The organism is Bordetella tumulicola (genome assembly GCF_965138755.1).
Lineage (GTDB): Bacteria > Pseudomonadota > Gammaproteobacteria > Burkholderiales > Burkholderiaceae_B > Bordetella_A > Bordetella_A tumulicola.
This window is the reverse complement of sequence record NZ_CBCSFP010000001.1, coordinates 516,933-540,203: the sequence shown is the minus strand read 5'-3', so window position 1 is coordinate 540,203 and position 23,271 is coordinate 516,933. Positions and strand designations below refer to the sequence as shown.

At 61.8% G+C, this 23,271-nt stretch carries 15 protein-coding genes; 7 read left to right on the top strand and 8 right to left on the bottom strand.

The features are described from left to right. Positions 1-654 carry a hydrolase gene (locus ACNAZS_RS02525; RefSeq protein WP_415785820.1) on the top strand — a complete coding sequence of 218 codons (654 nt, stop codon included), beginning with the start codon at positions 1-3 and terminating at the stop codon, positions 652-654. Between the two features lie 209 nt (positions 655-863). Next, positions 864-1,805, top strand: a complete 942-nt coding sequence (locus tag ACNAZS_RS02520) for a LysR family transcriptional regulator (protein ID WP_415785818.1) — start codon at positions 864-866, stop codon at positions 1,803-1,805. Positions 1,806-1,848: 43 nt separating this feature from the next. Here the strand turns inward: ACNAZS_RS02520 and ACNAZS_RS02515 are convergent, their stop codons facing one another. The 4 genes from ACNAZS_RS02515 to ACNAZS_RS02500 form a co-directional block, all read right to left on the bottom strand. Beyond that, a complete protein-coding gene (locus ACNAZS_RS02515) occupies positions 1,849-3,060 on the bottom strand; it encodes an MFS transporter (protein WP_415785816.1) in 1,212 nt (403 codons plus the stop codon). A gap of 222 nt (positions 3,061-3,282) precedes the next feature. Then, complete coding sequence (locus ACNAZS_RS02510; protein WP_415785814.1) at positions 3,283-3,957, bottom strand: glutathione S-transferase family protein; 675 nt, start codon at positions 3,955-3,957, stop codon at positions 3,283-3,285. A 15-nt stretch (positions 3,958-3,972) separates the two neighbouring features. After that, complete coding sequence (locus ACNAZS_RS02505) at positions 3,973-4,398, bottom strand: SRPBCC family protein (RefSeq protein WP_415785812.1); 426 nt, start codon at positions 4,396-4,398, stop codon at positions 3,973-3,975. Further along, on the bottom strand, positions 4,395-4,745 hold the full coding sequence (locus ACNAZS_RS02500) for an ArsR/SmtB family transcription factor (protein ID WP_415785810.1): 351 nt from the start codon (positions 4,743-4,745) through the stop codon (positions 4,395-4,397). The genes ACNAZS_RS02505 and ACNAZS_RS02500 overlap by 4 nt, the downstream gene beginning before the upstream one ends. A gap of 137 nt (positions 4,746-4,882) precedes the next feature. Here ACNAZS_RS02500 and ACNAZS_RS02495 point away from each other — a divergent pair, with 137 nt between their 5' ends. Next, positions 4,883-5,926 carry an endonuclease/exonuclease/phosphatase family protein gene (locus ACNAZS_RS02495; protein ID WP_415785808.1) on the top strand — a complete coding sequence of 348 codons (1,044 nt, stop codon included), beginning with the start codon at positions 4,883-4,885 and terminating at the stop codon, positions 5,924-5,926. Positions 5,927-6,015: 89 nt separating this feature from the next. Here the strand turns inward: ACNAZS_RS02495 and ACNAZS_RS02490 are convergent, their stop codons facing one another. The 4 genes from ACNAZS_RS02490 to ACNAZS_RS02475 all read right to left on the bottom strand — a co-directional run bounded on the left by ACNAZS_RS02490 (position 6,016) and on the right by ACNAZS_RS02475 (position 10,699). After that, positions 6,016-6,987 (bottom strand): tripartite tricarboxylate transporter substrate binding protein, encoded by a 972-nt coding sequence (locus tag ACNAZS_RS02490; protein ID WP_415785806.1) that lies wholly within the window; start codon positions 6,985-6,987, stop codon positions 6,016-6,018. Positions 6,988-7,098: 111 nt separating this feature from the next. Then, positions 7,099-8,349, bottom strand: coding sequence for a CaiB/BaiF CoA transferase family protein (locus ACNAZS_RS02485; protein ID WP_415785804.1), 1,251 nt, complete (start codon positions 8,347-8,349; stop codon positions 7,099-7,101). Between the two features lie 4 nt (positions 8,350-8,353). Continuing rightward, positions 8,354-9,490 carry an acyl-CoA dehydrogenase family protein gene (locus ACNAZS_RS02480; RefSeq protein WP_415785802.1) on the bottom strand — a complete coding sequence of 379 codons (1,137 nt, stop codon included), beginning with the start codon at positions 9,488-9,490 and terminating at the stop codon, positions 8,354-8,356. 12 nt (positions 9,491-9,502) lie between these two features. Continuing rightward, entirely contained in the window at positions 9,503-10,699 is a 1,197-nt protein-coding gene (locus ACNAZS_RS02475) for an acyl-CoA dehydrogenase family protein (RefSeq protein WP_415785800.1), read from the bottom strand. 305 nt (positions 10,700-11,004) lie between these two features. On the opposite strand from ACNAZS_RS02475, the gene ACNAZS_RS02470 reads away from it, so the two are divergent. The 4 genes from ACNAZS_RS02470 to ACNAZS_RS02455 all read left to right on the top strand — a co-directional run bounded on the left by ACNAZS_RS02470 (position 11,005) and on the right by ACNAZS_RS02455 (position 23,149). Next, a complete protein-coding gene (locus tag ACNAZS_RS02470) occupies positions 11,005-11,928 on the top strand; it encodes a LysR family transcriptional regulator (protein ID WP_415787036.1) in 924 nt (307 codons plus the stop codon). Between the two features lie 2,230 nt (positions 11,929-14,158). Then, a complete protein-coding gene (locus ACNAZS_RS02465) occupies positions 14,159-20,257 on the top strand; it encodes a hypothetical protein (protein WP_415785798.1) in 6,099 nt (2,032 codons plus the stop codon). 267 nt (positions 20,258-20,524) lie between these two features. Then, the gene (locus ACNAZS_RS02460) at positions 20,525-22,189 is read left to right on the top strand and encodes a thiamine pyrophosphate-dependent enzyme (RefSeq protein WP_415785796.1); all 1,665 of its coding nucleotides are present in this window, start codon (positions 20,525-20,527) and stop codon (positions 22,187-22,189) included. Between the two features lie 21 nt (positions 22,190-22,210). Then, positions 22,211-23,149, top strand: a complete 939-nt coding sequence (locus ACNAZS_RS02455) for a LysR family transcriptional regulator (RefSeq protein WP_415785794.1) — start codon at positions 22,211-22,213, stop codon at positions 23,147-23,149. Positions 23,150-23,271: the final 122 nt, after the last annotated feature.

Here is a 23,271-nt window from a genome sequence, read left to right as displayed (position 1 = left end):
ATGACTTTTCGCAATGGCCTTGATTCGCTTCTTCGTCCAGAGGACTCGGTACTTGTTCTGATCGATCATCAGCCGTTCCAATTGACGAATTTAAACAGCCATGACCCGCAAGCGGTCGTCAATAATTCGACCGCTTTGGCGAAGTCCGCCAAAGCCTTCGGCGTCCCCACTATCCTGACGAGCGTGATTGCTCATCAAGGTGGCCTCATCTTCCCTCAGATCACCGATGTATTCCCCGGCCAAGAGGTGATCGACCGGACATTCATCAACACTTGGGAAGACAAGAAGGTGGTGGATGCGGTCAAGGCGACGGGCCGCAAGCAGTTGATCATTGCAGGGCTCTGGACCGAGGTTTGCGTCGCGATGCCGGTGATCCAGGCCCTCGGCGAAGGCTGGGATGTCACGGTAGTGACCGACGCTTGCGGTGGTATTTCAGTCGAAGCCCACGAGGTCGCTATCCAGCGCATGATCGGGGCCGGTGCGAACATGATGACCTGGCTGGCGGTGGCCTCTGAGTGGCAGCGCGATTGGGCGCGAACCGAGCATGTCGCCGACCTGATCGAGGTCATGAAGCAGCATGCCGCTGGCAGCGGTATCGCCTACCTGTGGGAACAGCAGTTGCTCAACACGCCGGTGCCTGGCAACGCGGGTTGATTTGAGCGAGGATGAGGAGGTCGTTGAGCGATAGGTGGCGAGAAACTTGACCGCTTATCGAGCCTCGCTATCTATCTCCTCGTCATCCCTCTGTGTAGGAAAGCCGTCATGCCTGGACGCAGGTATGGCGGCATGAGTAAGGTCATTGAGGAATCCAGCTCGCACTATTTGTAGAATTCAAACAATGAGTGCTTTATCCGGAGCTGGACATGGACCGATTCGATGCAATGCAGGCCTTTGCGCGTGTGGTGGAAACCGGCAGTTTCACCAAGGCGGCGGCCACGCTGCATATGAGCAAGACCACCGTGACACAGCTGGTGCAGCAACTTGAGGCACGCTTGCGCGTAAAGCTGCTGAACCGCACCACGCGCAAGGTCAACGTGACGGCCGATGGGGCGGTCTACTATGAACGAGTGATGCGAGTATTGGCCGATCTGGAGGACGCCGAGGGTGAATTGTCCAGCGCGTCGGCCTCGCCCCGGGGGCGGTTGCGGGTGGATGTACCCAGCCCCTTTGCACGCATGATCCTTGTGCCGGCTTTGCCAGAGTTTCACTTGCGCTATCCCGACATCCATTTCGACCTGGGCGTGAGCGACCGGCCGGTGGACATCATCGGCGAGAACGTCGATTGTGTGGTCCGCGGCGGCGAGCTGGTCGACCAATCGATGGTGGGGCGCCACGTGGGTGACTTGGAGCTGGGCGTGTTCGCTGCGCCCAGCTATCTGCAACGCTTAGGCAAACCCACCCATCCGAGTGAACTGCAAGATACGCATCACCGTACCGTCGGGTATCTGTGGAAACGCACGGGTAAGGCGTTGCCGTATACCATGCGTCGTGGCGAGGAATGCCTGACTGTGCAAGGCCGATACGTGCTGGCCGTGGATGATGGCAACGCCTATCTGGAGGCGGGTCTGGCCGGCCTTGGCGTGCTTTGGTTGCCGCAGTATATGTCCCGTCCGCATCAGGAGCAGGGGCAGTTGCTGCCGCTCTTCGAGGATTGGCAGCTCGACCCGATGCCGATGTACGTGGCGTATCCGCCGAACCGGCACGTAAGCGCCAAGCTGCGGGTGTTTATCGACTGGATCGTCGATTTGATGCGCACGCATGCTCCGATATCGACGGCACCACCGCTGGGGCGACGCGAAGTCTAGCGTCGGCGCGGCTCGGGCAGAATCAGACCTGGCGTGCCGCCGGCTACGCGAAGGCGCCGGGACGTACGAACCGGTATTGAATCGTCGCCGCCACACACAGGGCCAATAGCAGCAGGCCGCAGGCAGCCAGTACATTGGCGTGCAGACCATAGCGGTCGACTACATTGCCTCCGACGAACGAACCGAGCCCAATAGCGGAATTGAAAGCGGTCACCGACCAGGCGGTGGCGGGCTCAAGCGCCTTTGGCGCGGCTTTCATGGTCCAGGTCATGACGGACACGGATACGCCGCCATAGGCAAGGCCCCACAGCACCAGCACCAGCGCACCCGCCCAGGCTCCGTCCGCGGTCGAGAACAGCAGCAATTGCGTGATGGCTAGGCCAGCCGCGATCACGATCAGCGTCCAGCCGGCTCGTCGGGCGGCATTGGCTCCGGCGATGAAGTTGCCCATGATGCCGGCGCTGCCGTAGGCGAACAGCAGCACGCCAATCCATTCAGGGTCAAAACCCGATACCGACAACAGCCAGGGGCGCACGAAAGTGAACGCCATGAAATGGCCTGCGACCAGCAGCATCGTCATGATCAGGCCCAGACGCAAGCCTTGATTGGACAGAGCATCGAATAGCTTTCGTACGGACACCGACTGGCTGACGGGCAGTGGCGGCATGGACCAAAGGTGTAGAACCAACACCACCGCCGCCAGCATGGCCATGCTGCCGAAGGCCATGCGCCAGCCAGCCAGGTCGCCGATCAGTGCGCCCAGAGGCACGCCCATGACCGAGGCGGCCGCCACACCGCCAAAGATAATGGACGTGGCCAGCCCCACCGAGGCGGTGGGTACCAGGCGCACGGCCAAGGTACTGGCAATGGCCCAGATTCCTCCCATACATAAACCCACCAGTACGCGGGACGCCAGCAGCCATGCCATGCTGGGCGCCAGGGCGCTGGCCAGATTGGCGACGATGAGCAGTACGAAAAGCACCGACAGAATGTGGCGCCGATCGATGTTGCCGGCAGCCACCACGACCAACGGCGCGAACAGGGCGGCAAGCAGGGCGGGCACGGTCAGTAGCAGCCCGGCGGTGCCAGTAGAGGTTCCCACGGTGTCGGCGATAGAGGTCAGCAGGCCGACCGGCAACATTTCGGTGGTGACAATGGCGAAGGTAGCCAAACCGCCGCACACGACCGCTATCCAGGGATGTCGGGTGCGCGGCTGGCTGGCAGGGCGGGAGCGTGAGTGTCTAGTGCGGGTCATGAGGCATGCCGGGGTGGGGATTGTCCGCGTGTTGCGGACGAGGCATGATAAAAGCATACGTCGCGTACGTCAATTTGCATACGTAATGTATGTAAATGATCAACCGTCCTCGTCATCATTGCGTCGAAATGCTCAGATATTTCGCACTGCTCCTGTACGGAAATGATCAAAAAGTCCCGGGTCTGGGCACGTCGCTGCGTGAATTACCTGTTGCTTGATGGCTTAGCCTGTTGTTCGGTTTGCTGCCGCCCGGGCGGCCTCGAATTCGGCGAACGGCCGCAACTGATCGGCGAGTGCCTTGGCGAAGGCGGGGCGTGCTTCGCAGCGATCGCGGTAGGCCTGCAATGCGGGGCGGTCGGTCACCAGCGGAGTGTTGTGCAGAATGCGCAGCACGGAGGACATCATCAGGTCGCCCACGGTGAAACGGTCTTCAAGATACTCGCGTTGACCCAGCCAGGCCGCCAGTTCGTCCAGCCGCTTGCATACGGCCTGCTCCGCGGTGGGCCGGGCAGGGGCTGCCCAAGGCTGGTCGACATGGAATATATCCAGGGAGGCCAGCTGCATGATGGGTGGCTCTAGCGTGTTCAGGGCCGCCAGCGTCCAGACGCGGGCTCGCGCGCGGCCCTGGGCATCGGGTGGCAGCAGGGCTGTGCCGCGCTCGGCGATTTCCAGGACGATGGCACCGGACTCGAACAGTTTGAGGCCGTCTTCTTCGATGGCCGGCACTTGGCCGAAGGGTTGCAGTGTCCGGTATTCGGGGCTGGCCTGGTCTTTCGTGCCGATCAGATGTTCGCGATAGGGCAGGCGGGCTTCTTCGAGCGCCCAGCGTACGCGTAAGTCGCGCACCATCCCCTGCGCAAAAGGCGGAACCCAGCGGAATGCGGTGAGTGTGATCATGTCTTGGTCTCCGGATCAGGCGGCGAAATGCCGCACCAGCTTGTCCAGCGCACCGCTCCAGCCCTCTTCGTGGCCGCTGCGCGAGGCTTCGTCTTGCAGGCCGGCGTGGGTGAAGGTGAGCTCGGTACCTGTATCGGTGGCGCGCAGCGCGATCTCGACGCGCGATTCGCCGCCGTCTTCGTCGCCTGACCAGCGCCAGCTCATTTCCAGGTGGTGAGGGGGATCGACGCGCAAGTATTCGCCACTGCTTTCGTGTTCGCTGCCATCGAGCATGCGAAAGCGCACCCGAAAGCGGCCGCCGACTCTGACATCGGTTTCGGCGACCAGGACAGGGCCGTCATCCGGGCCCCACCAGCATGCAATGCCGTCGGGCGTGGTCAGGGCGTCGAATACGGTGGTGGGTTGTGCGTTGATACGTCGTACCAAGGTCAGGCTGGTCATGGTTTGGGTCTCCGTTGAGCTTCCTGGTTTTCTGCGTAGGCGGTCAAGCGATCGAGGCTGTGGGTCCAGAAATGTTCGTAGCGGCGTAGCCAGTCCATCGCGGCCTGCATAGGCTCGGGCGACAGACGAACCGTGACGGTGCGTCCGGTCTTGCTGCGCACAATCAGGCCTGCGGCATCAAGCACGTCCAGGTGTTTCATGACCGTCGGTAGCTTGATGGGAAAGGGCTGTGCCAACTGGCTGACGGTGACGCCGCCTTCGCGTTCCAGCCGAGCCAGGATGGCTCGGCGGGTCGGGTCGCCTAAGGCTGCGAAAGTCTGATCCAGGGATTCTAAATAGTTCGCCATATGGCAAAGTATCTAACTGCCATCGCCTCTTGTCAACCCCAGAGACTTCCCGGCGAGGGGGAGACACCGCACAACCTTCTTAAGGTTGTCACATGACTGAGCTAGATTTTTTCGGATATCTACCGGGAGCCGCGCCGATGAACCTGTCCAGACTCAGTATCGCCACTTTTAATCTGTACAACCTGAATGAGCCGGGCCTGCCCATCTATACCGATAAAGCGGGTTGGAGTCGCGACGAGTACGCGCTGAAGATCGAATGGACGGCCCGCCAGTTGCGCGAACTGAATTCGGATGTGTTCGGCTTCCAGGAGTTGTGGCATGCCGATTCGTTGGCAGCCGCCATCGTGGCCGCAGATTTGGCCGACGAGTATGAGATGGTGGTGCCGGACAATACGGATGGGGCCGGCATCGTGTGTGGCGCGGCGGTGCGCAAGGGCCTGCTTAGCGGCGAGCCGGAATGGATCAGCGATTTTCCCGAAGGATTCCTGTTGCATTCAAGCGGCGACGATCCGCAGACGCCGCAGATCGAAGTGAACATTGACGGATTTTCACGCCCGGTGCTGCATTTCACCATCAAGCCGCGCAAGTCCGAACCCGATGTGCACGTATACGTGTGCCACTTCAAGTCCAAGGGGGAGACCAAAGTCTACAACGAGGGCTGGTTCAAGCGCGACCGGGATCTTTACCGCAACCACCAAAAAAACCTGGGCGCGGCGTTATCGACCATCCGTCGCACCGCCGAGGCAGCCGCCCTGCGATTCTTGTTGTCGGATTTGATGAAGGACAGTGACGTGCCGGTGATCGTGCTGGGTGATATCAACGACGGCCAGCATAGCAATACGGCTAACATCCTGACAGAACAGCCGCGTTACTTGGTGGGTGATTCGCGTGGCGGTGGGGACGTGGTGTTGTACACGGCGCAAACCTTGCAGGAATACCGGGACACGCGCGATGTGTACTACACCCATGTCTACCAGGACATGCGCGAGTCGCTGGATCATATTCTGGTTAGCCAAGAGTTCTACGACAACAGCCGTAAGCGTCGCTGGATTTTCGACGGTATGGTGGTCAACAATGACCACTTGAATTTCGACGATCACAAGGCTCGCGGCACCAACGACCACGGCATCATCCGCGCGGCGTTCAAATTCCGGCCTGTTGAACAGCACGAGACTCCTTGACGCAGGGCCGCCCGCGTTGTCCGCGTGACGCCATGCGAATGCGCACCGTGCTCCGACGTCGAGATAACGACGTCGGACACCCAGCGACACTACTTGGCCATCAACCCCAAATGCTCGATCAACTGTTTATCCTTGGCATAAGTGGCTTGTGCCCATTCTTGGTAGTCTTTGCTGTTGCGATACGCGGGTTCCTGATTCAACTGCTGCATGACTTCCATGCTGCGCGGCGAGAACAGGGCTTGCTTGAAGGCATCATGCAGAATCTGCACTACCTTCGGGTCCATGCCCTTGGGGCCGGCCAGGCCGTAGGGTGAGCTCGACACTACGCCATAACCCAATTCCTCGGCAGTGGGCACTTCCGGCCAGCGCTTGGTGCGCTTTTCGCCGAACGTGACCAGCAAGCGCATCTTGCCCGAGTCCACGAACTGGTCCCAGCCGGTGGCATCGCTTTGCGCCATGATGTGCCCGCCCAGCAGCGCCTGCTGCAGGTCGGCGTTGCCCTTGAACGGCACGTGGTTCAGTTTGACCTTGGCGTTGATGGCGATTTCCTCCATCAGCAGGTGTGGCGACGAACCCACGCCGGTCGACCCGTAGTCGATAGTGTTCGGCTTGGCACGCGCGGCGTCGATGTAGTCGTTGAACGTCTTGAACGGCGAGTCGCTACGCACCGTGAAGCCGAAGGTGTAGCCGGACAGACCCACGATGTAGGTGAAGTCCTTGATGGGGTCCCAATCGGTTTTCATCATGTAGGGCATGCGCAGCATACCCAAGGGGAACAGGCTGACGGTGTAGCCGTCGGGCTTGGCGCTCTTGGCCATATTGGCCGGCCCCAGCGTACCGCCCGCACCCGGGCGGTTTTCCACGATCACGTTTTGCCCCAGGTGTTTGCTGGCGTCTTCGGCAATGGCGCGCAGATGGCGGTCGGTAGAGCCGCCGGCAGGAAAGGGCACGATCAACGTAATGGGCTTGGTGGGGAATTTGTCTTGCGCCAGGGCCGGCAAAGGCAGCGCCGCGCATAGCGTGGCAGTCAGCGCCAGCCCCAGGCAGGTACGACGGGTCATTTTTTGCCGCCGGGCCGCCTCAAGGCAAAAAATACCCCCTCGGGGGGCAGCAAGCCGAAGGCGCAGCGTGGGGGCTTTTTTTTGGTGCATGGTTTGTCTCCGTTTCTTTATTTATGGTGGTGGGTCGGGCAGGGTTAACACCCCCTTAGCTTGCAAAGCCTGCAATTCAGCATCGGGTAATTGCAGCAGGCGCTGCAGCACTTCCTTGGTGCCTTCGCCCAACGTGGGCGGCGCGCACCGGATCGGCAAGCGCTGACCGTCCAGGCGGTACGGCGGCGCGTAGACATGCGTGCTGCCTGCCGCGGGATGCGGCATTTCACGCAACATGCCGCCCTGGCGCGTACGTTCGCTGGTCAGCGCCTCGTGCAGGCCCAGCACCTTGCCGCAGGGAATGCCGCAGGACGTCAGGCGTTGCATCAGGACATCACGTTCAAATTCACGGAACAGCTCGATCACCATGGGCAGCAGCGTCAGACGGTGCTTGGCACGTTCTACGTTGGTGGCGTAGCGCGGATCCTCGACGATGTCGGGACGCATGACGACCTGGCGGCAGAACTTGTCGAATTGCGCATTGGTGCCCACGGCAACGATCAGCGGTCCATCGGCGCATTCGAACATGCCGTACGGCACGATCGAGGGATGGGCGTTGCCATAGCGCTGCGGGTCGCGGCCCAGCAGCATGGCGTCCAAGCCATAGTAGCTGCTGACTGTGAGGCCGCAATCGTAGAGCGCCATTTCTATCAGGCGTCCGCGGCCGGTCCGTTCGCGGCGAAACAACGCGGCCAGTACGGCCTGGGCGGCATACATGCCGGTCATCATGTCGACCACCGCCACGCCGAACTTCAAGGGCGATTGATGCGCTTCACCATTAATCGCCATGATGCCGGTCTCGCCCTGGATGACCAGGTCGTAGCCGGGTCGCGCAGCTTCGGGGCCGGCACTGTTATAGCCGCCGACCGCGCAATAGACCAGATCGGATTTTCGGGCCTTGAGTTGCTCATAGCCCAGACCCAGTTTCTCGGCGCCGCCGCTCTTGAAGTTATGGATCACGACGTCGAACTGCGGCAGCAAGTCGTGAATGATCTTGACGCCTTCGGCCGACTGCAGGTCCAGTGTGATGGACCGCTTGTTGCGGTTCATGCTGTTGTAGTAGGTAGTCTCGGTATGGCCGATGCGCATACCCCAGTCGCGCGTGTCGTCGCCGCGTACGGGGTGTTCGACCTTGATGACTTCGGCCCCGAAGTCGGCCAGTACCTGGCCGCACAGAGGGCCGGCGAACACGCGCGACAGGTCCAGGACCCGGATGCCTTCGAGCGGGAGGTCCGGGCTGTCGGTGGGCGGCGTTGACGTCTCGACGGTCATGACGTCAATCCTGCGGCGCGAGCGCGATGAAGCGGGCGAGATGATGGTCTTCGTCGCCCAATTGATGGTCGATCATGACCAGGCGTTTGGCGTAGTGAGCTAGCGGCAGTTCCCAGGTCATGCCGATGCCGCCGTGCAACTGGATGCATTCTTCGGCGACCAGGCTACCTACGCGGCCAATGGTGTATTTGGCGGCCGATAGGGTGCGTTCGCGGGTCGTGCGGTCGGGGTGATCAAGCTGGGCGGCGGCGTTGATCACGGCTGAACGCGCCTGCTCGATTTCGAGCAGGACATCGGCCATGCGATGCTGCAATGCCTGGAAGCGACCGATGGGCACGCCGAACTGTTTGCGCGTCTGCAGGTATTCGAGCGTGGCGTCGCGCGCGGCGTCCATGGCACCGACGGCTTCTGCGCACAGCGCCAGCATGCCCTTGCCGATGCTGCGCTCGAGCACGGCGTGGCCTGTGCCGGGTCGCCCCAGCAGCGCGTCGGCACTCACTTGCACATCGACCAGCGTCAGGTCGCCAGCGCGACCGCCGTCGATCAGCGGATAGCCCTGCACATGCAGGCCGGGTGTACCGGCCGGCACCATGAACAGCGAAATCCCGTCAGTATCGTCGTCTGCGCCGGCAGTGCGTGCCGACACGACGAACAGGTCGGCATGCTCGGCCTGCGTCACGACGGCCTTGGCGCCGTTCAGGCGCCAACCCTCGCCGTCGGGTTGCGCGCGCGTTTGGACGTGCGCGAGTTCGTAGTGAGCTTGGGGCTCGGCATGGGCCAGCGACATGATGGTCGCGCCGGCCAGCAGGTCCTCAAGCGCCTGCTTTTGTACCGGCGTACCGGCGGCGGCGATGGCGTCGCCGGCCATCAACGCATCGAGAAAGGGTTCGACGACCAGACCGCGGCCCAGTGCCTCGAACACCACGGCGATATCGAAGCCGCTGCCGCCCAGGCCACCATCGGCTTCGGTCAAGAGCGCGCCGATAGCGCCGAGTTCAGCATAGCGTTGCCAGAGTTGCACGCTATAGCCTTCGGGCGAGCTCGCGATGCGGTCGCGCACGGCGAACCCGTACTGCTCGGCCACGAAGCGTTTCAACATGTCCGACAACATGCGCCGGTCTTCGGTGTGGTTGAAATTCATGCGGATTCGTCCTTACAGTCCGAGAATCATCTTCGAGATGATGTTCTTCTGGATTTCATTCGAGCCGCCGAAGATCGACAGCTTGCGGTAGTTGAAGTACTGGGCAGCCGCGCTGTCGGCGCCGGCCGGGCCGATGCCAGGGCCGTCGTAGCCATCTTCGAGTGCCTGTGCGACATAGGGGCGTGCATAGACTCCCATGGCGCGGCGATTAAGCGCCGTGATTTCCTGGCGAATCTGGGTGCCGCGGATTTTCAGCATGGAGCTTTCGGCGCCGGGTGCACCACCGTTCGCGGCGGCGGCCAGTACACGCAGGTTGGTGGTGCGCATGTTGTCGAGCTCGATTTCGACGCGCGCCAAGCGCGCCGCGAAAGCCGGGTCTTGCGCCAGCGGCCGGCCATTTTTGCGCTGGCGGGCGGCCACTTCCTTGAGCTGTTGCAGGGCGGCGGTGGACAAGCCCACGCCGGCAATATTGGTCCGTTCGTACGTCAGCAGGTACTTGGCGCAAGACCAGCCGCGATTTTCTTCGCCCACCAGATTGATCGCGGGCACGCGCACGTCGGAGAAGAACACCTCGTTGACTTCGTGTTCGCCATCCAGGGTGATGATGGGCCGCACGTCAATACCCGGGGTGGTCATGTCGATCAGCAGGAAGCTGATGCCTTCTTGTGGCTTGCCTTCGCTGCGAGTGCGCACTAGGCAGAAAATCATGTTGGCGTGCTGGCCCAGGGTGGTCCAGGTTTTCTGGCCGTTGACGATGTAGTGATCGCCGTCGCGCACCGCGCTGGTCGTCAGCGATGCCAGGTCCGAGCCCGATCCAGGTTCGGAGTAGCCCTGGCACCACCAGTCGGATCCATTCAGGATGCGCGGCAGCCAGTGGCGCTTTTGCGCCTCGTCACCGTACTTGATCAGTACCGGGCCCAGCATGCTCAGGCCAAAGGGTACGATGCGCGGGGCGTGGGCCAGGGCGCATTCGTTTTCGAAGATGAAGCTCTGTATCGGTGTCCAGCCGGTACCGCCATATTCGCGGGGCCAATGGCTGGCCAGCCAGCCGCGCGCGTTCAGGATAGCGTGCCAAGCCTCCATGTCGGCTTTGGTCAGGCGCCGGTTTGCGCGTACCTTGCTTGCCAGTGCCGGGGGGAGTTCGGCCGCCAGGAAGGCGCGCACTTCGGTGCGAAAGGCTTCTTCTTCGGGAGTGAAATTCAGATCCATGAATGCTCTCGTGCTGAATAAATGTCAAATAGGCAGGGCGCATGGGGCACAGCCCATGCACAGGGCAGACTTGTCCTCGCGCGCCGGCAGGCGCGATAGCGCATAGATCGGGTCGATAGCCATTTCGTCAGGTTCGCAGGCCGGCGCGTTGTGCCATGGGTCATGTCTCCGGAGGCGCAGGCGATGCAGCCTGTCTAGTGTGATAGGTGATGCGGGTACCGCTCTTTATTCTTGATCAGCAAGCGAATCTTGACAATGACATCAGCCGTTGACACTGCGTACAGGAAAATTTGACAATGCCCGCTATGGACACGAAATCCCTGACTTTGCTGGTTGAGATTCTGGACGCAGGCAACCTGAGCGAGGCCGCGCGCCGGTTGAAAATGACGCGCGCCAATGTCAGCTACCACCTGGGCCAACTGGAGCGCGCCGTAGGCATGCAGCTGGTGCGCCGTACGACACGCCGGGTCGAACCCACCGAAATCGGCCTGAAGCTGTACCAGCATGGTTGCAGCATCCGCGATGAGTTGGCCGCTGCACACGAATCGGTGGAAACCCTGGGCAAAACACCACAGGGCCGTGTGCGCTTGAGCGTGCCCAGCGGCTACGGCCAGTTCGTCATGTCGCCCTGGCTGCTGGAATTCAAGCGCAACTATCCGGACATTGTGCTCGACGTGCTGTTCGAGAACAGCGTGGAAGACCTGTTGCGCGACGAAGTGGATATTGCCGTGCGTATTATGTCCGAACCGCCCGGCCATCTGGTGGCGCGCGAACTCGGAAAGGTGCGTTATGTTGCTTGCGCATCGCCCGCGTATGTGGCGCGGCAAGGGCTGCCCCAACGGCCCGAGTCGCTATGCACTGCGCCCATCATCAGCGCCGCCGTGATCGGCCGGCCGCTGCGGCTGTCGGCTTATCAAGGTAGCCAGCGCCAGCAAGTAACGCTGGTTCCCACTGTAGCGTCGCGTAACTATCCATTCTTGCGCGATGCCACGTTGGCGGGGCTCGGCGTGGCGGTGGTACCTGATTACGTTGTGTACGAAGACGTGACTCAAGGCCGCCTGCTGACCGCCTTGGACACCTGGCGCCTGAGCATTTTCGGCCGCGGCATGTACCTGTTGTATATGCCCAGCCGCCATCACCCGCGCGCGTTGTCGATGCTGATCGAGTTCATTCTGGACAAGGCCCATGCCGCGCATGAGGGCCGGCCAGGACTATTGCCGGCCAAATAACGGCGCCTGCGACACGCGATGCGTCAAGCGGATCGCGTGTCGCGTGGTCAGCGCCCATCCTTGACGACAGGCGGGCCAAGACGCGCATTAAAGACATCTGTCCGTCACAAACCCATAAACGTGGCGCTTGCGAAACGTCGCGCTTTCATTTCGTCGAGAGAAACCGGCGATTCGTCGAAAAATTGCTGCGTTCCCCCACATTTTGCGACTTAATGAGACGGGTCTGATTGTTGCGGTGCGGCGTAGAGACGTCGGCACCCGGAAAACGGAGAACAACATGGCTGGCAGCATGAAAATTCGTCGGAAGCTGGCGTATCAACGCCACATCCTCGTGTCGTCAGTGACGACGGGCTTGCTCGCAAGCACCTCGCCCGCTTCGGCAGCTTGTACCGAATCTAACGGTTGGCAGTGCAACTACAGTACTACCGAGACGTATACAAGCATTCAGGGCACGTCAGTCGGAGGGTACAACCCACCCCACAGCAATGGCACCACCGACGGCGGTGCGAGCCCGAGTGTCACGATCAACGATACCGGTGCGACGTTTACCGTATCGTCGAACTTCGATACCTATCGCGGAGTGCTGTTCGGTCAGACGTTTGGCGGTGAGGGCGAAGACGCCGGCAAGGGAGGTGGCGTCGGCAGTGTCACCATCACAAGCTCTGGCACGATGGCGGTGAACGTCAACAGTTCTGCATCCACGCCGCGTGCCTTTATCACCGGCATATCGCAAGGCGGTGCCGGCGAACTCGATGACAACGATGACAATGACTCCAATGGAGGCACCGGTGCCAACGGCAACGACGTCCGGGTAACGGTGAACGGGACGGCGCAATACGAAGTCGACGGCACGATTTCCCGCAATTTCGAAGGGGTGCTTGCACAAAGCGGCGGTGGTGCGGGCGGCCGGCAAAATAGTGCGCTGTTCGACAATCAGCATGGCGGAGCCGGCGGCGCGGGGCAATTGGCAAAGGTCGTGAACAACGGCGCGATCAAGATTGGCGCACAAGCGCCGATCCAGAGTTCCGCCGACCTGGTCACCGGTATTCGGGCCTGGTCTTTTGGCGGCTTTGGCGGTCATTTGAACGGCAATGCTGGCTCAGGCGGCACCGTGGAGGTCGATCACAATACGGGCGCCGTACTGCAGTTGCGTGTCAACACGAAGACCGAGGGCCAGGAAATCTACGGCATCCTGGCCGAGAGCGACGGTGCCGAGGGCTTTTACTCCGAAGATAACGACGATCAGGGTGGCCTGGGCGGTCACGGTGGCACGGTCACCGTCAATGTCAATAGTGGCATCTCGGTCGATGTCACGAGCGAGGAGGTCGATAGCGGCGAGGATGTTGATGTGGAGGACGTCATTCGCACGGGTGCCGCCGTTCGCGCCGCCAGCTTAGGCGGGCAGGGCGGCAAGGGCCCGAACGGCGATGTCGGTGGCGACGGGGGAAACGCGGGTTCCGTCAACGTGTCGCTCTCGGGTGGGCTAGCCTACGACATTACGACGTCGGGCAACGGGATCAACGGTGTCGTGGCCATCAGTCGCGGTGGCGAAGGCGGCGACGGGGATGACAACTTGGCCGTGGCCGGCCGCACCGGTGGCGGTGGATTCGGTGGCAATGGCGGCGATGTTCAGGTCGTGACTGATAGGACGGCGCGTATTATCACCAAAGGCCGCTTTGCCAGCGGCCTGGTCGCGATGTCGTTGGGCGGTGGTGGCGGCACGGGAGGTGACTTTGTGGGGATCATCGGCGGAGGGGCGGGCAATGGCGGTAATGGCGGCGACGCCGGCAACGTGAAGGTTGCCAACAGTGCCTCTATCGATACGGCGGACGCATTCTCATATGGCATCCTGGCGCAATCGATTTCGGGCGGCGGCGGCGCTGGCGGTGTGGCTGCCGGCCTAGTGCTGGAAGTCGGCGGCGATGGCCAGGCGGGCGGCAATCCCGGCGAGGTGACGGTATCGAATTCCGGCATCATCGACACTAGCGGATTCGCGTCACATGGCATCTTGGCCCAGTCGATCGCCAACGGTGGCGGGGCGGCTGGAGCCGCCGGGGGCATCATCGCGATTGGCGGAACGTCCGATGCGGCACAGGATGCCGACGGCAGCAAAGTGTCAGTCGCTAACACGGGCTCGATCGCCACTTGGGGGGATGCCGCAAAAGGCTTGGTGGCCCGGTCAATTGGAGGAGGCGGCGGCGACNCCNCCGGCACCGGGGGTATCCTGAGCGTGGGCGGACAAGGTCAGGCCGGTGGCAACGGTGGCGAGGTCGACGTCACGTCCATCGGCACGATCACCACGTCGGGCCGGTTCGCGCACGGCGTTGCCGCGCAGTCGATCGGTGGCGGGGGCGGTGACGGTGGCTCTGCCTTTGACTTGGCGATCGTTGCGGGTATCGGCGTGGGTGGCGCTGGAGAGGGCGGTGGCGACGGCGGCGCGGTCACGGTGTCGGGCAGTGAGCACGCCAGCATCAGCACCACGGGCGCTGCCGCCAAGGGCATGCTGGTCCAATCGGTGGGCAAGGGCGGGGGATCTGGCGGCAGCGCAATCGGTGGCGGTCTTGCCGACCTGACTTTCCAGATGGGCGGTGATGGCGGCGGAAGCGGCTCAGGCGGAGCCGTCACGGTCGATCGATCAAACCTGCATATCGAGACGGAAGGCGGCATGGCCAGCGGCCTGGAAGTGCAATCGATCGGCGGCGGCGGTGGCGCGGGAGGCGGCATTATCACCGCCTCGGTCAGCATCGAAGTCGCCCTGAACATGGGCGTCGGCGGCACCGGCGGCGTAGCCGGCGATGGAGGCGCGGTCAATGTGAATTTAGATAACAGTTCGATCACGACACTCGGCCAGGCTGATGTGGCCGCCGTAGCCGATGTGATTGACGACATTATGAACGGCGGCGGCGACGATGATGATTCCGACGATGAGGATTCCGGGGACGACGATTCGGGGGACGACGATTCCGGGGACGATGACAATTCCGAAACTGAAGACGAAGCTCCCAAGGACGCGGATGCTTCTACCGCCATTCTCGCTCAGTCGATCGGTGGAGGCGGCGGCACGGGCGGGAACTCGGTAATAGACAACGCCATTCTTGGCATACCGGTAGAGGGGGGGTTCGGCGTCACCATCCCGGTCAACCTAGCCTTTGGCGGCTCGGGCGGTGCGGGCGGCGACGGTGGCGATGTCAATGTGGATATCTCCAATACCGCTTTGACGACCTTTGGCCAATATTCACGTGGCATTCACGCCCAATCGATCGGTGGCGGGGGCGGAAGCGGGGGAGATTCCTCTATCTATTCTTTGGCGGTTGGTACCGCTAGTACCGTGAATGTGCAGTTACAGGCCTCAGTTGGCGGCCAGTGCGCAGATGACGTATGTGTGGGCGGCGATGGCGCGGCCGTCGATGTGAATATGACGAAAAGCCCCATTTCGACCTCAGGTGACTATGCGACGGGCGTACTGGCGCAGTCGATCGGTGGCGGCGGCGGCTCGGGTGGCGCGGCCTATTCCACGCGTTATGCCTTCGGCACGTATGCCAGTGTGTCGGCATCGGTTGCCGTTGGCGGCAAAGGTAATGTGGGCGGCAGTGGCGGTCTGGTCAACGTGAATCAGGACGCGGCCAGCTACATTGTCACCAGCGGCTCAGGCGCACGGGGGATCGTTGCGCAATCGGTGGGTGGTGGTGGCGGTGAGTCGCAGGGCGTCGCCGTGGTGGGTTCCATTGGGGGGCAGATCAGACCCAAACCTGGAACGGCACTGCCGTCGCTGACCCTCTCGGTAGCCGTCGGCAGAAACGGCCCCGGAGGGGGCGATGGGGCGGCCACGACGGTACAGAACGCGGGCACTATTTCGACGCTGGGCCGCAATAGCGATGGGATCATGGCGCAATCGATCGGCGGCGGCGGTGGCCTGGGAGGCTCTGTCGGGGCCGATAATGGTTCGATACTGAATAGCCTCACGTCATTTGTAAACCACCTCAAGGACAACCGCAAACGGCTGAAATTCAGCACCAGTGGCCGGATGTCGGTTGCCGTGGGTGGCAAGGGCGGCGCAGGCGGACAGGGCGGTCTGGTCACCGTCAACAATCAGGGCGACATCAACACGAGAGGCGACTACGCTGACGGCATCGTGGCGCAGTCGATCGGCGGTGGCGGTGGTGAAGGCGGCCTTGCCTCGGCCGGCGGCAAAACGTCGTTGTATTCCGGCGTAATTTCCGTTGGCGGCTCCGGCGGCGCCGGCGGCTTGGGCGGGCAGACGGATGTCAATCTGCTGGATGGTTCGTCCATCGTGACCCAGGGCGGCATGGCATATGGCGTCTTGGCACAGTCGATCGGCGGTGGGGGGGGCATAGGCAACGTTGGGACCGCTCTGTTCTCTGGCACCTTGAATGTCGGTTCGAGCAAGGGTGGAAACGGTGGTGATGGCAGCCATGGCGGTGCGGTCAACTTCGCGGCCCACGGCGACACCATCGTGCAGACCTCGGGTGACGGTTCGCACGGCGTGGTGCTGCAGTCGATAGGCAACGGTGGTGGTGTCGGCGGCACCGCCGACTATGGTGCGAACTCGTTCATCCTGGACTACTCACTGGTGCTGTCGCTGGGCGGTCACGGTGGCAACGCCGGAAACGGCGGGACCGTGGCGGCCTGTGGTTATGGGAAGGACTGCTCGTCCGTTCAGATTTTGACCAAGGGTGATCTGGCCACCGGATTGATCGCGCAATCCGTAGGCGGCGGCGGGGGGGTAGGTGGAATCAACGACATCTCCAACCCGAAGGGGGTCTGGGGCGCTTTCAGGCCCCTCAACATTACGACGGGGCTGGAAATTGGCGGTCATGGCGGCGCGGGTGGCGACGGCGGCAACGTTCTCGTCGAAGGCGACTTTGCCATCGGCACCCAGGGGGATTTCTCGCCTGGCCTGTTGGCACAGTCTATCGGCGGCGGAGGGGGAGTGGGTGCCTCCCGGTCACTGTATCCCTGGGAGAGTGGCCTCAACGAAGGCGAGCACACGACCGCCCAACTCACCGTGCATCTCGGTGGGCGCGGTGGAGACGGTGGTGATGCCGGTGTGGTGTCTCTACAGAACACCAACGATGTCGTAACTCTGGGCGACGTATCGCATGGCATGGTGGCCCAATCGATCGGCGGCGGCGGTGGCGTTGCGGGCGCTGCGGTGAAATCGTTGGGCAGCGATGACACTAGCGATCCCAGTGGCGCGCTTCCTACTGAATCGTTGCTGTACCTGAATGTCGGCGGAGATCCCGGCGACATGGAGGACATTGACACGTCCGATGACGACGACGACACCAGACAGTCGGAGAAAGCGGTTGGCAATAGCAATCCTTTGAAAGAGCAGGACGCCGTGTCGGTCGCGGCACTAGGCTCGGTGAGCACGAGCGGCGATTGGGCCATGGGCGTGCTCGCTCAATCGATCGGCGGCGGCGGCGGGGCAGGCTATATCAGTTCAGATACGGAGGATATGTCCTCGCCCACCGTCGGTGCCGTAAAAGTGGGTGGCGGTGGCGGTAGCAACGGGTATGGCGGCGACATTGCCTTGCGAGTGGATGGTGCCGAAACGACAGGCATCGTTACCGCCGGCGATGGCGCGTACGGCATCCTGGCCCAATCCATAGGCGGGGGCGGGGGCCTCGCTGCGGTTCTGGCTTCCGGAACGGGTATCAAGATGAATGTAGGGGGAGCACAATCTTCCGATTCATCTCATACCCAGGACGGAGGCAAGGTCAGGTTGTATGGATCCAAGACGATTGTGACAGATGGCGCCGATGCTCATGCCGTGGTGCTGCAATCGATCGGCGGCGGCGGCGGGGTGGCGGGGATGACGTTGCCAGCCGATGGCGGCAGTGTGGCCGGAGACATCGTCGTGGGCGGCACTGACTATGGCAACGCGCAAACGGTCACGGTCGACAATGCCGTCTTGCGCATTGGTACGACCGGCGATCGCGCTTTTGGCCTGGTCGCGCAATCGATAGGCGGTGGCGGCGGTATCGCGACCAGCGGCGCTGGCGTCGGGCTGTCGCAGGTGACACTGGGCGGTCAGGGCGACGCGGTCGGCCATGGCGGCGAGGCGAAGGTGACCCTTGCTCAAGGGTCTCAGGTCTACACAGAGGGCCGTGGTTCGCATGGTGTCGTCGCGCAGTCGATCGGCGGCGGGGGTGGCATCGCGGGCGATCCCTCGATCGCCACGCTAAGCGTGTCGCCATCGGCCGCCGATGGTGGCTCCGACGCGGGCGGGGGCAATGGCGCTGCCGTGACCGTGTCCGTCAACGCCGACATCGTCACCGAAGGTGAGAATGCGTTTGGCATTCTGGCCCAATCGATCGGCGGCGGGGGCGGACTGCGCGGCGACTCGTCGACTGCATCCGCAGGCCCCACCGGTGTCGACCGCACAGGAAGCGGCGGTTTGATCCACGTGACTCAGTATGGCAATGTCTCCGCGACAGGCAACAATGCCGTGGGGATATTTGCCCAGAGCCAGGGACCCTCCGCCGATGGCAGAATGGATCTGACGATCAATGGCAATGTGGCTGGCGGCACTGGCGAGAAAGGGGCGGGTATGTGGCTGGTAGGGGGCAACCAGAATTGGTTGTCCGTGGTGGCGGGTGCGCAGGTTTCGGCCGCATCGGGCGTTGCCATACGCTATGACGGTACCCGTAGCACCAGCGCAGGCAGTGTCCTGACGCTACAGAACGCGGGTGTCATCGTCGGCGATATCTTGATGTCCAATCTGGACAGTAATGCGGCGGGAACGGTCACCAACGTGGGTGCCGGCACTGTCAGCCCGGCGGCGATGACCGCGATGACCGCGAAGGTCGCTGCGCCGGTCTCGAGTGGGGTTCTGGTGGGCGCCCGACGCTACGATGCGAACGTGATCAACGAGGGGACGCTGATTGTCGGCAACAATAGCATCGTCGACAGCACGGCGATTTCCGGCGACTTCACGCAAGGCTCGCAGGGCACCCTGGTGGTCAATGCCGATTTTGAACACCGCAGTGCCGATCTGCTGCATGTGAAGGGCAACGCTCGACTCAACGGCAAGCTCGACATCGCGGCTCTGTCGTTGCTACCCGGGCGTCGCGTTACCGTGCTGGCTGTCGATGGCGATGCCACAGGCCAGTTGGCACCCAGAGAATCGCCGATTTTCGATTACGCGCTTTATCGTGACGGCCAGAAATATCAGTTGTCCGTCGACGGGGCCGATTTCGACGCGCCGGCATTGGAGTTGGGCTCCAGGCAGGCCGATATCGCCGGTCACTTCCAGGAGATCTGGGATGCGGGCGCGCCGGGCAAATTCGGCAAACTGTTCGCGGCGCTGGATAACGTAGCCGAGCAAGGGTCGGGTAATTACCGGGACTTGCTCTCCAATCTGTCGCCTGATGTCATGTTGGCGCCGGCCACCCAAGCGCAGGCCAACATACAACGTTTCGGCAGCACCTTGATGAGTTGCCCCACGTTCAAGGACACGGATGCGATGACCGGCGAAAGCGAATGCGTCTGGGGACAGATTTCGCATCGTGAGTCGCGCCAAAGCAGCCAGGGTGATGTGTCCGGTTTTTCGGGTGACAACACGACCTATCAAGTGGGCGTCCAGAAAAAGGTCGCGCAGAACTGGTTTGTGGGTGTGTCTGCAGCCTATCAAAATGATTCGCTGCGCAGTGATAGCGGACGGGTCGGCAGCTCGGGCGATACCGGCTTCCTGGGCGTTGCCCTGAAGCACGAAATCGGCCCATGGCTGTTAGCGGCGGGCTTGAGCGGCAGCTACGGCCACTACGACACCAAGCGGCAGGTCGGTGTGCCTGGATTCGGCGGTTCGGCCTCCAGCGATCCCGACGTCTACAGCGCCGCTGCGCGCCTGCGGGTGGCACGCACCTTCGCCTTCCCCTCGTTCTACCTGAAGCCCTACATGGACATCGATGCGATCTATGCTCGTATGCCGGGTTACAGCGAAAACGGCAGCGACGTCGCCTTGAAGATCGATGGCAGCGATCAAACCACGTTCGCCTTCTCGCCCACCCTGGAATTTGGTGGCCGAGTGGATCTCAAGGGGGCGACTGTGCGACCCTACGCCTATGTCGGCGCGACCTTCCTGACCGACGACGAGTGGAAAACGCAGGCACGCTTTTCCGGCGCGCCGAGTGGCAGCCGCGGGTTCCAGACCTCGCTGCCGATCGATGACTCGGTGGCACGCGTCGGGGCAGGCCTGCAGATCTCGACCAAAGGCGGCGTCGATGTGCGCTTGCAGTATGAGGGTGAGTTTTCGAGCCACGCCTCGAGCAATAGCGGTTCCCTGAAGGTGGGTATCCCATTCTGACGGCAACTCGCCTCTGGCAAGGTGAGTGAAGAAAACGCCGGGCTTGCTGCCCGGCGTTTTCATTGCGGCCGCTGCCGACGGCGTTTCTTAGGCGAGAGCATCAGAAACTACGTAAACCGCAGATCTGTCGTGCCGCGAAGATCGTAAATCTGTAGTGCCTCAATGGCATAGCTGATATAAAAGCTATGCCATTGTTCAATACGCTTGCGTTGAACACAATAATGCCTCGGTGCTTCGCACGCTCTACCAACGTCCCTGATAACGCTTATGACTGCCACTCCTGGATCGACCTCTGCTCATGCGCTGCTGCGCGTATTCTCCAACAATGGAATAGACCGTGTGTACCTGGTGCCTGGTGAAAGCTATCTGGGTGTGTTGGACGCCCTGAGCGATTTCAGTGATATCGATGTGGTGACCTGCCGTCACGAGGGCGGGGCGGCCTTTATGGCGGCGGTAGATGGCAAACTCACCGGTCGACCTGGCGTGGTCATGGTCAGTAGGGGACCGGGGGCGGCGAATGCCGCGATTGGCCTTCATGCCGCACAGCAGGACGCGGCACCGATGATCCTGATTGTCGGCCAGGTCCCCAAACGGGATTTGCGCAAAAAGGCTTTTCAGGAGATCGACTACCAACAGATGTATGGATCGATCGCCAAATGGGTTTGCGAGGTCATCGAGCCGGAGCAGCTCGCCGTCGCCGCATTCAAGGCGATACGCGTCGCAACGTCGGGGGTGCCGGGGCCCGTCGTCCTCGTCATTCCCGAGGATATTCAGCAACAAGAGGTCGCACAGCATGCATGGGTGTCGCAGCAGTCCATTCCGACGCGTCCCAATCCGGCGGATGTGGTTCAGGTCAGGGCATTGATCGAACGATCCCGGCGTCCGTTGATCATCGCAGGCAGCGCGCTGGCGCGGGAAGGGGGAAGGCAGGCACTGAAAGCGTTGGCCGAGAAATTTCACTTGCCGGTCACCGTGTCGTTTCGGGGGCATGATCTCTTTCCGAATAGCCATCCGCTGTATGCCGGTAATCTGGATCTGGCGAATCCCGAACATCAGATGCAGGCCTTTGCGTCCAGCGACCTGATCCTTGCGTTGGGCACGCGTCTGGGCGATGTGACGACGCAAGGCTATACGTTCCCGCGATATCCGCGGCCCGCGCAAAAACTGGTGCATTGCATTGCCGATGCCGAGATTGTGAATCAGCATTTCGCGGCCGATGTCGGCATCGTTGGCGATGCTGCTGCGCTTTGTGAGGCGCTGCTCGACAGTGATCTCGGCATATCCATCGATGACGAACGGCTATCGTGGGTCAGTACGCTGCGCGGGATCCAGGAGCAATACGCCGCCTGGCCCAACATCCAGGTATCGGACGGTGTGCCTTTTGTCGAAGTGGTGCGCTCGCTCAAGAAGCAGTCGCCGAAGTCGGTGAAAATCTGTCTGGACGCGGGCACGTTTGCCGCGCCGGTTTATCGTCATTTTGCCTTTGACGATGAGCAGCGACTGATCGCGTCTTTTTCAGGCGCGATGGGTTACGGTACGCCCAGCGCGATCGTGGCACAACTGCGTAACGCCGGGGACAAAGTGGTTTGCCTGGTCGGCGACGGCGGGTTCATGATGACGGGCAACGAAATGATGGCGGCCGTGGATAGAAAACTGCCGATCTTGTTCATTCTCTCGAATAACCATTGCTATGGTTCGATCCGAATTCACCAGGATCGTACTTATCCGGGACGCTATGTCGGAACGAACATCAACAGCCCGGATTTTGTGGCCATGGCTCGAAGCTTCGGCGTACCGTCCGAGTTGGTCGATCGGCTTGATCAGGTCGACTCCGCCATCGAACGCGGGTTGGCTGCCGACGAACCCTACTTCATCGAGGTCGCGACCAGCCTGAATGCGGTGCTTCCCAGCCAGCGTGCGACACCGGGCTAGATATCCTTTAAAAGGTGATATGTGGATCTCAAGCGTCTAGAGTATTTCCTCTTGGTGGCTGACTACGGCAGTTTTTCCCGGGCATCCAGCACGATTGGCGTGGCACAGCCGGCGTTGGGTCGTCAGGTGCAACGCCTCGAAGAGGACTGTGGCGCCAAACTGTTTTACCGACATGGCCGCGGGGTCACACTGACACCCGAGGGAGAACTCTTTGCCGAGCGTGTTCGGCCGCTGTTGAAACAGCTTGCACAGGCTGCGGATGGCCTCGCTGCCGAACGTCCGCTTTGCGGCGCGATCACGATCGGCCTCACGCCCACGGTGATGTCTCTTATTGGATTGCCGTTGCTGCAAAAACTGCGTGCCGTTGCGCCGGGTATCCGGTTGAATTTCCTGACTGGCTACAGTGGTTACGTCCATGAGTGGATGGTCGACGGCCGCTTGGACATCGCCATCTTGCACGACGCCAGGCGGTCGCAGCATATTGCGGTCGATCCTCTTGCGACGGCGCGCCTGTTTCTCGTGTCGCATCCGCGGCTTATCGTCAAGGCTGGCTTCAAAGGGCGCGACAGCGTCTCCCTGGCCGAGCTTGATGGCCTGCCCATGGCATTGCCCAGCCACTCGCACGGACTGCGCCGTACGCTGGACCAGGGAATGAACAAGGTCAAGGCGTCGCTGGATATTCAGTACGAGCTTGATACGCTGACCTTGATGAAAGAAGTCGCGATCGCGGGGATTGCCCATACGGTATTGGCGATGCCCGCCGTGGCGGCTGAAGTCAAAGCGGGGAAGCTGAGGGCGACGCCCCTTGTTTCCCCCGAGCTGGCAACTCGGCTGATGATCGCGACGTCACTGAATCGGCCGCTCACCCGTGAGGGTCGTGCCGTACTTGCGCAAATTCGCCCTGTGCTGCAAGAGGCAGCAAGTTCAGCCCCCGTACCTCTGCATCTTGAGGTGCATTGAGTATTGACCGCATACTTTCTAAACTAAAAAAGCATAGCTGATACAAGAGAAAAGCCATAGAAGACTGGCTCGATGGTCAGCATAATTCTCCTGTGCTCTAGGTTCAAGCGCGCGTGACTCTC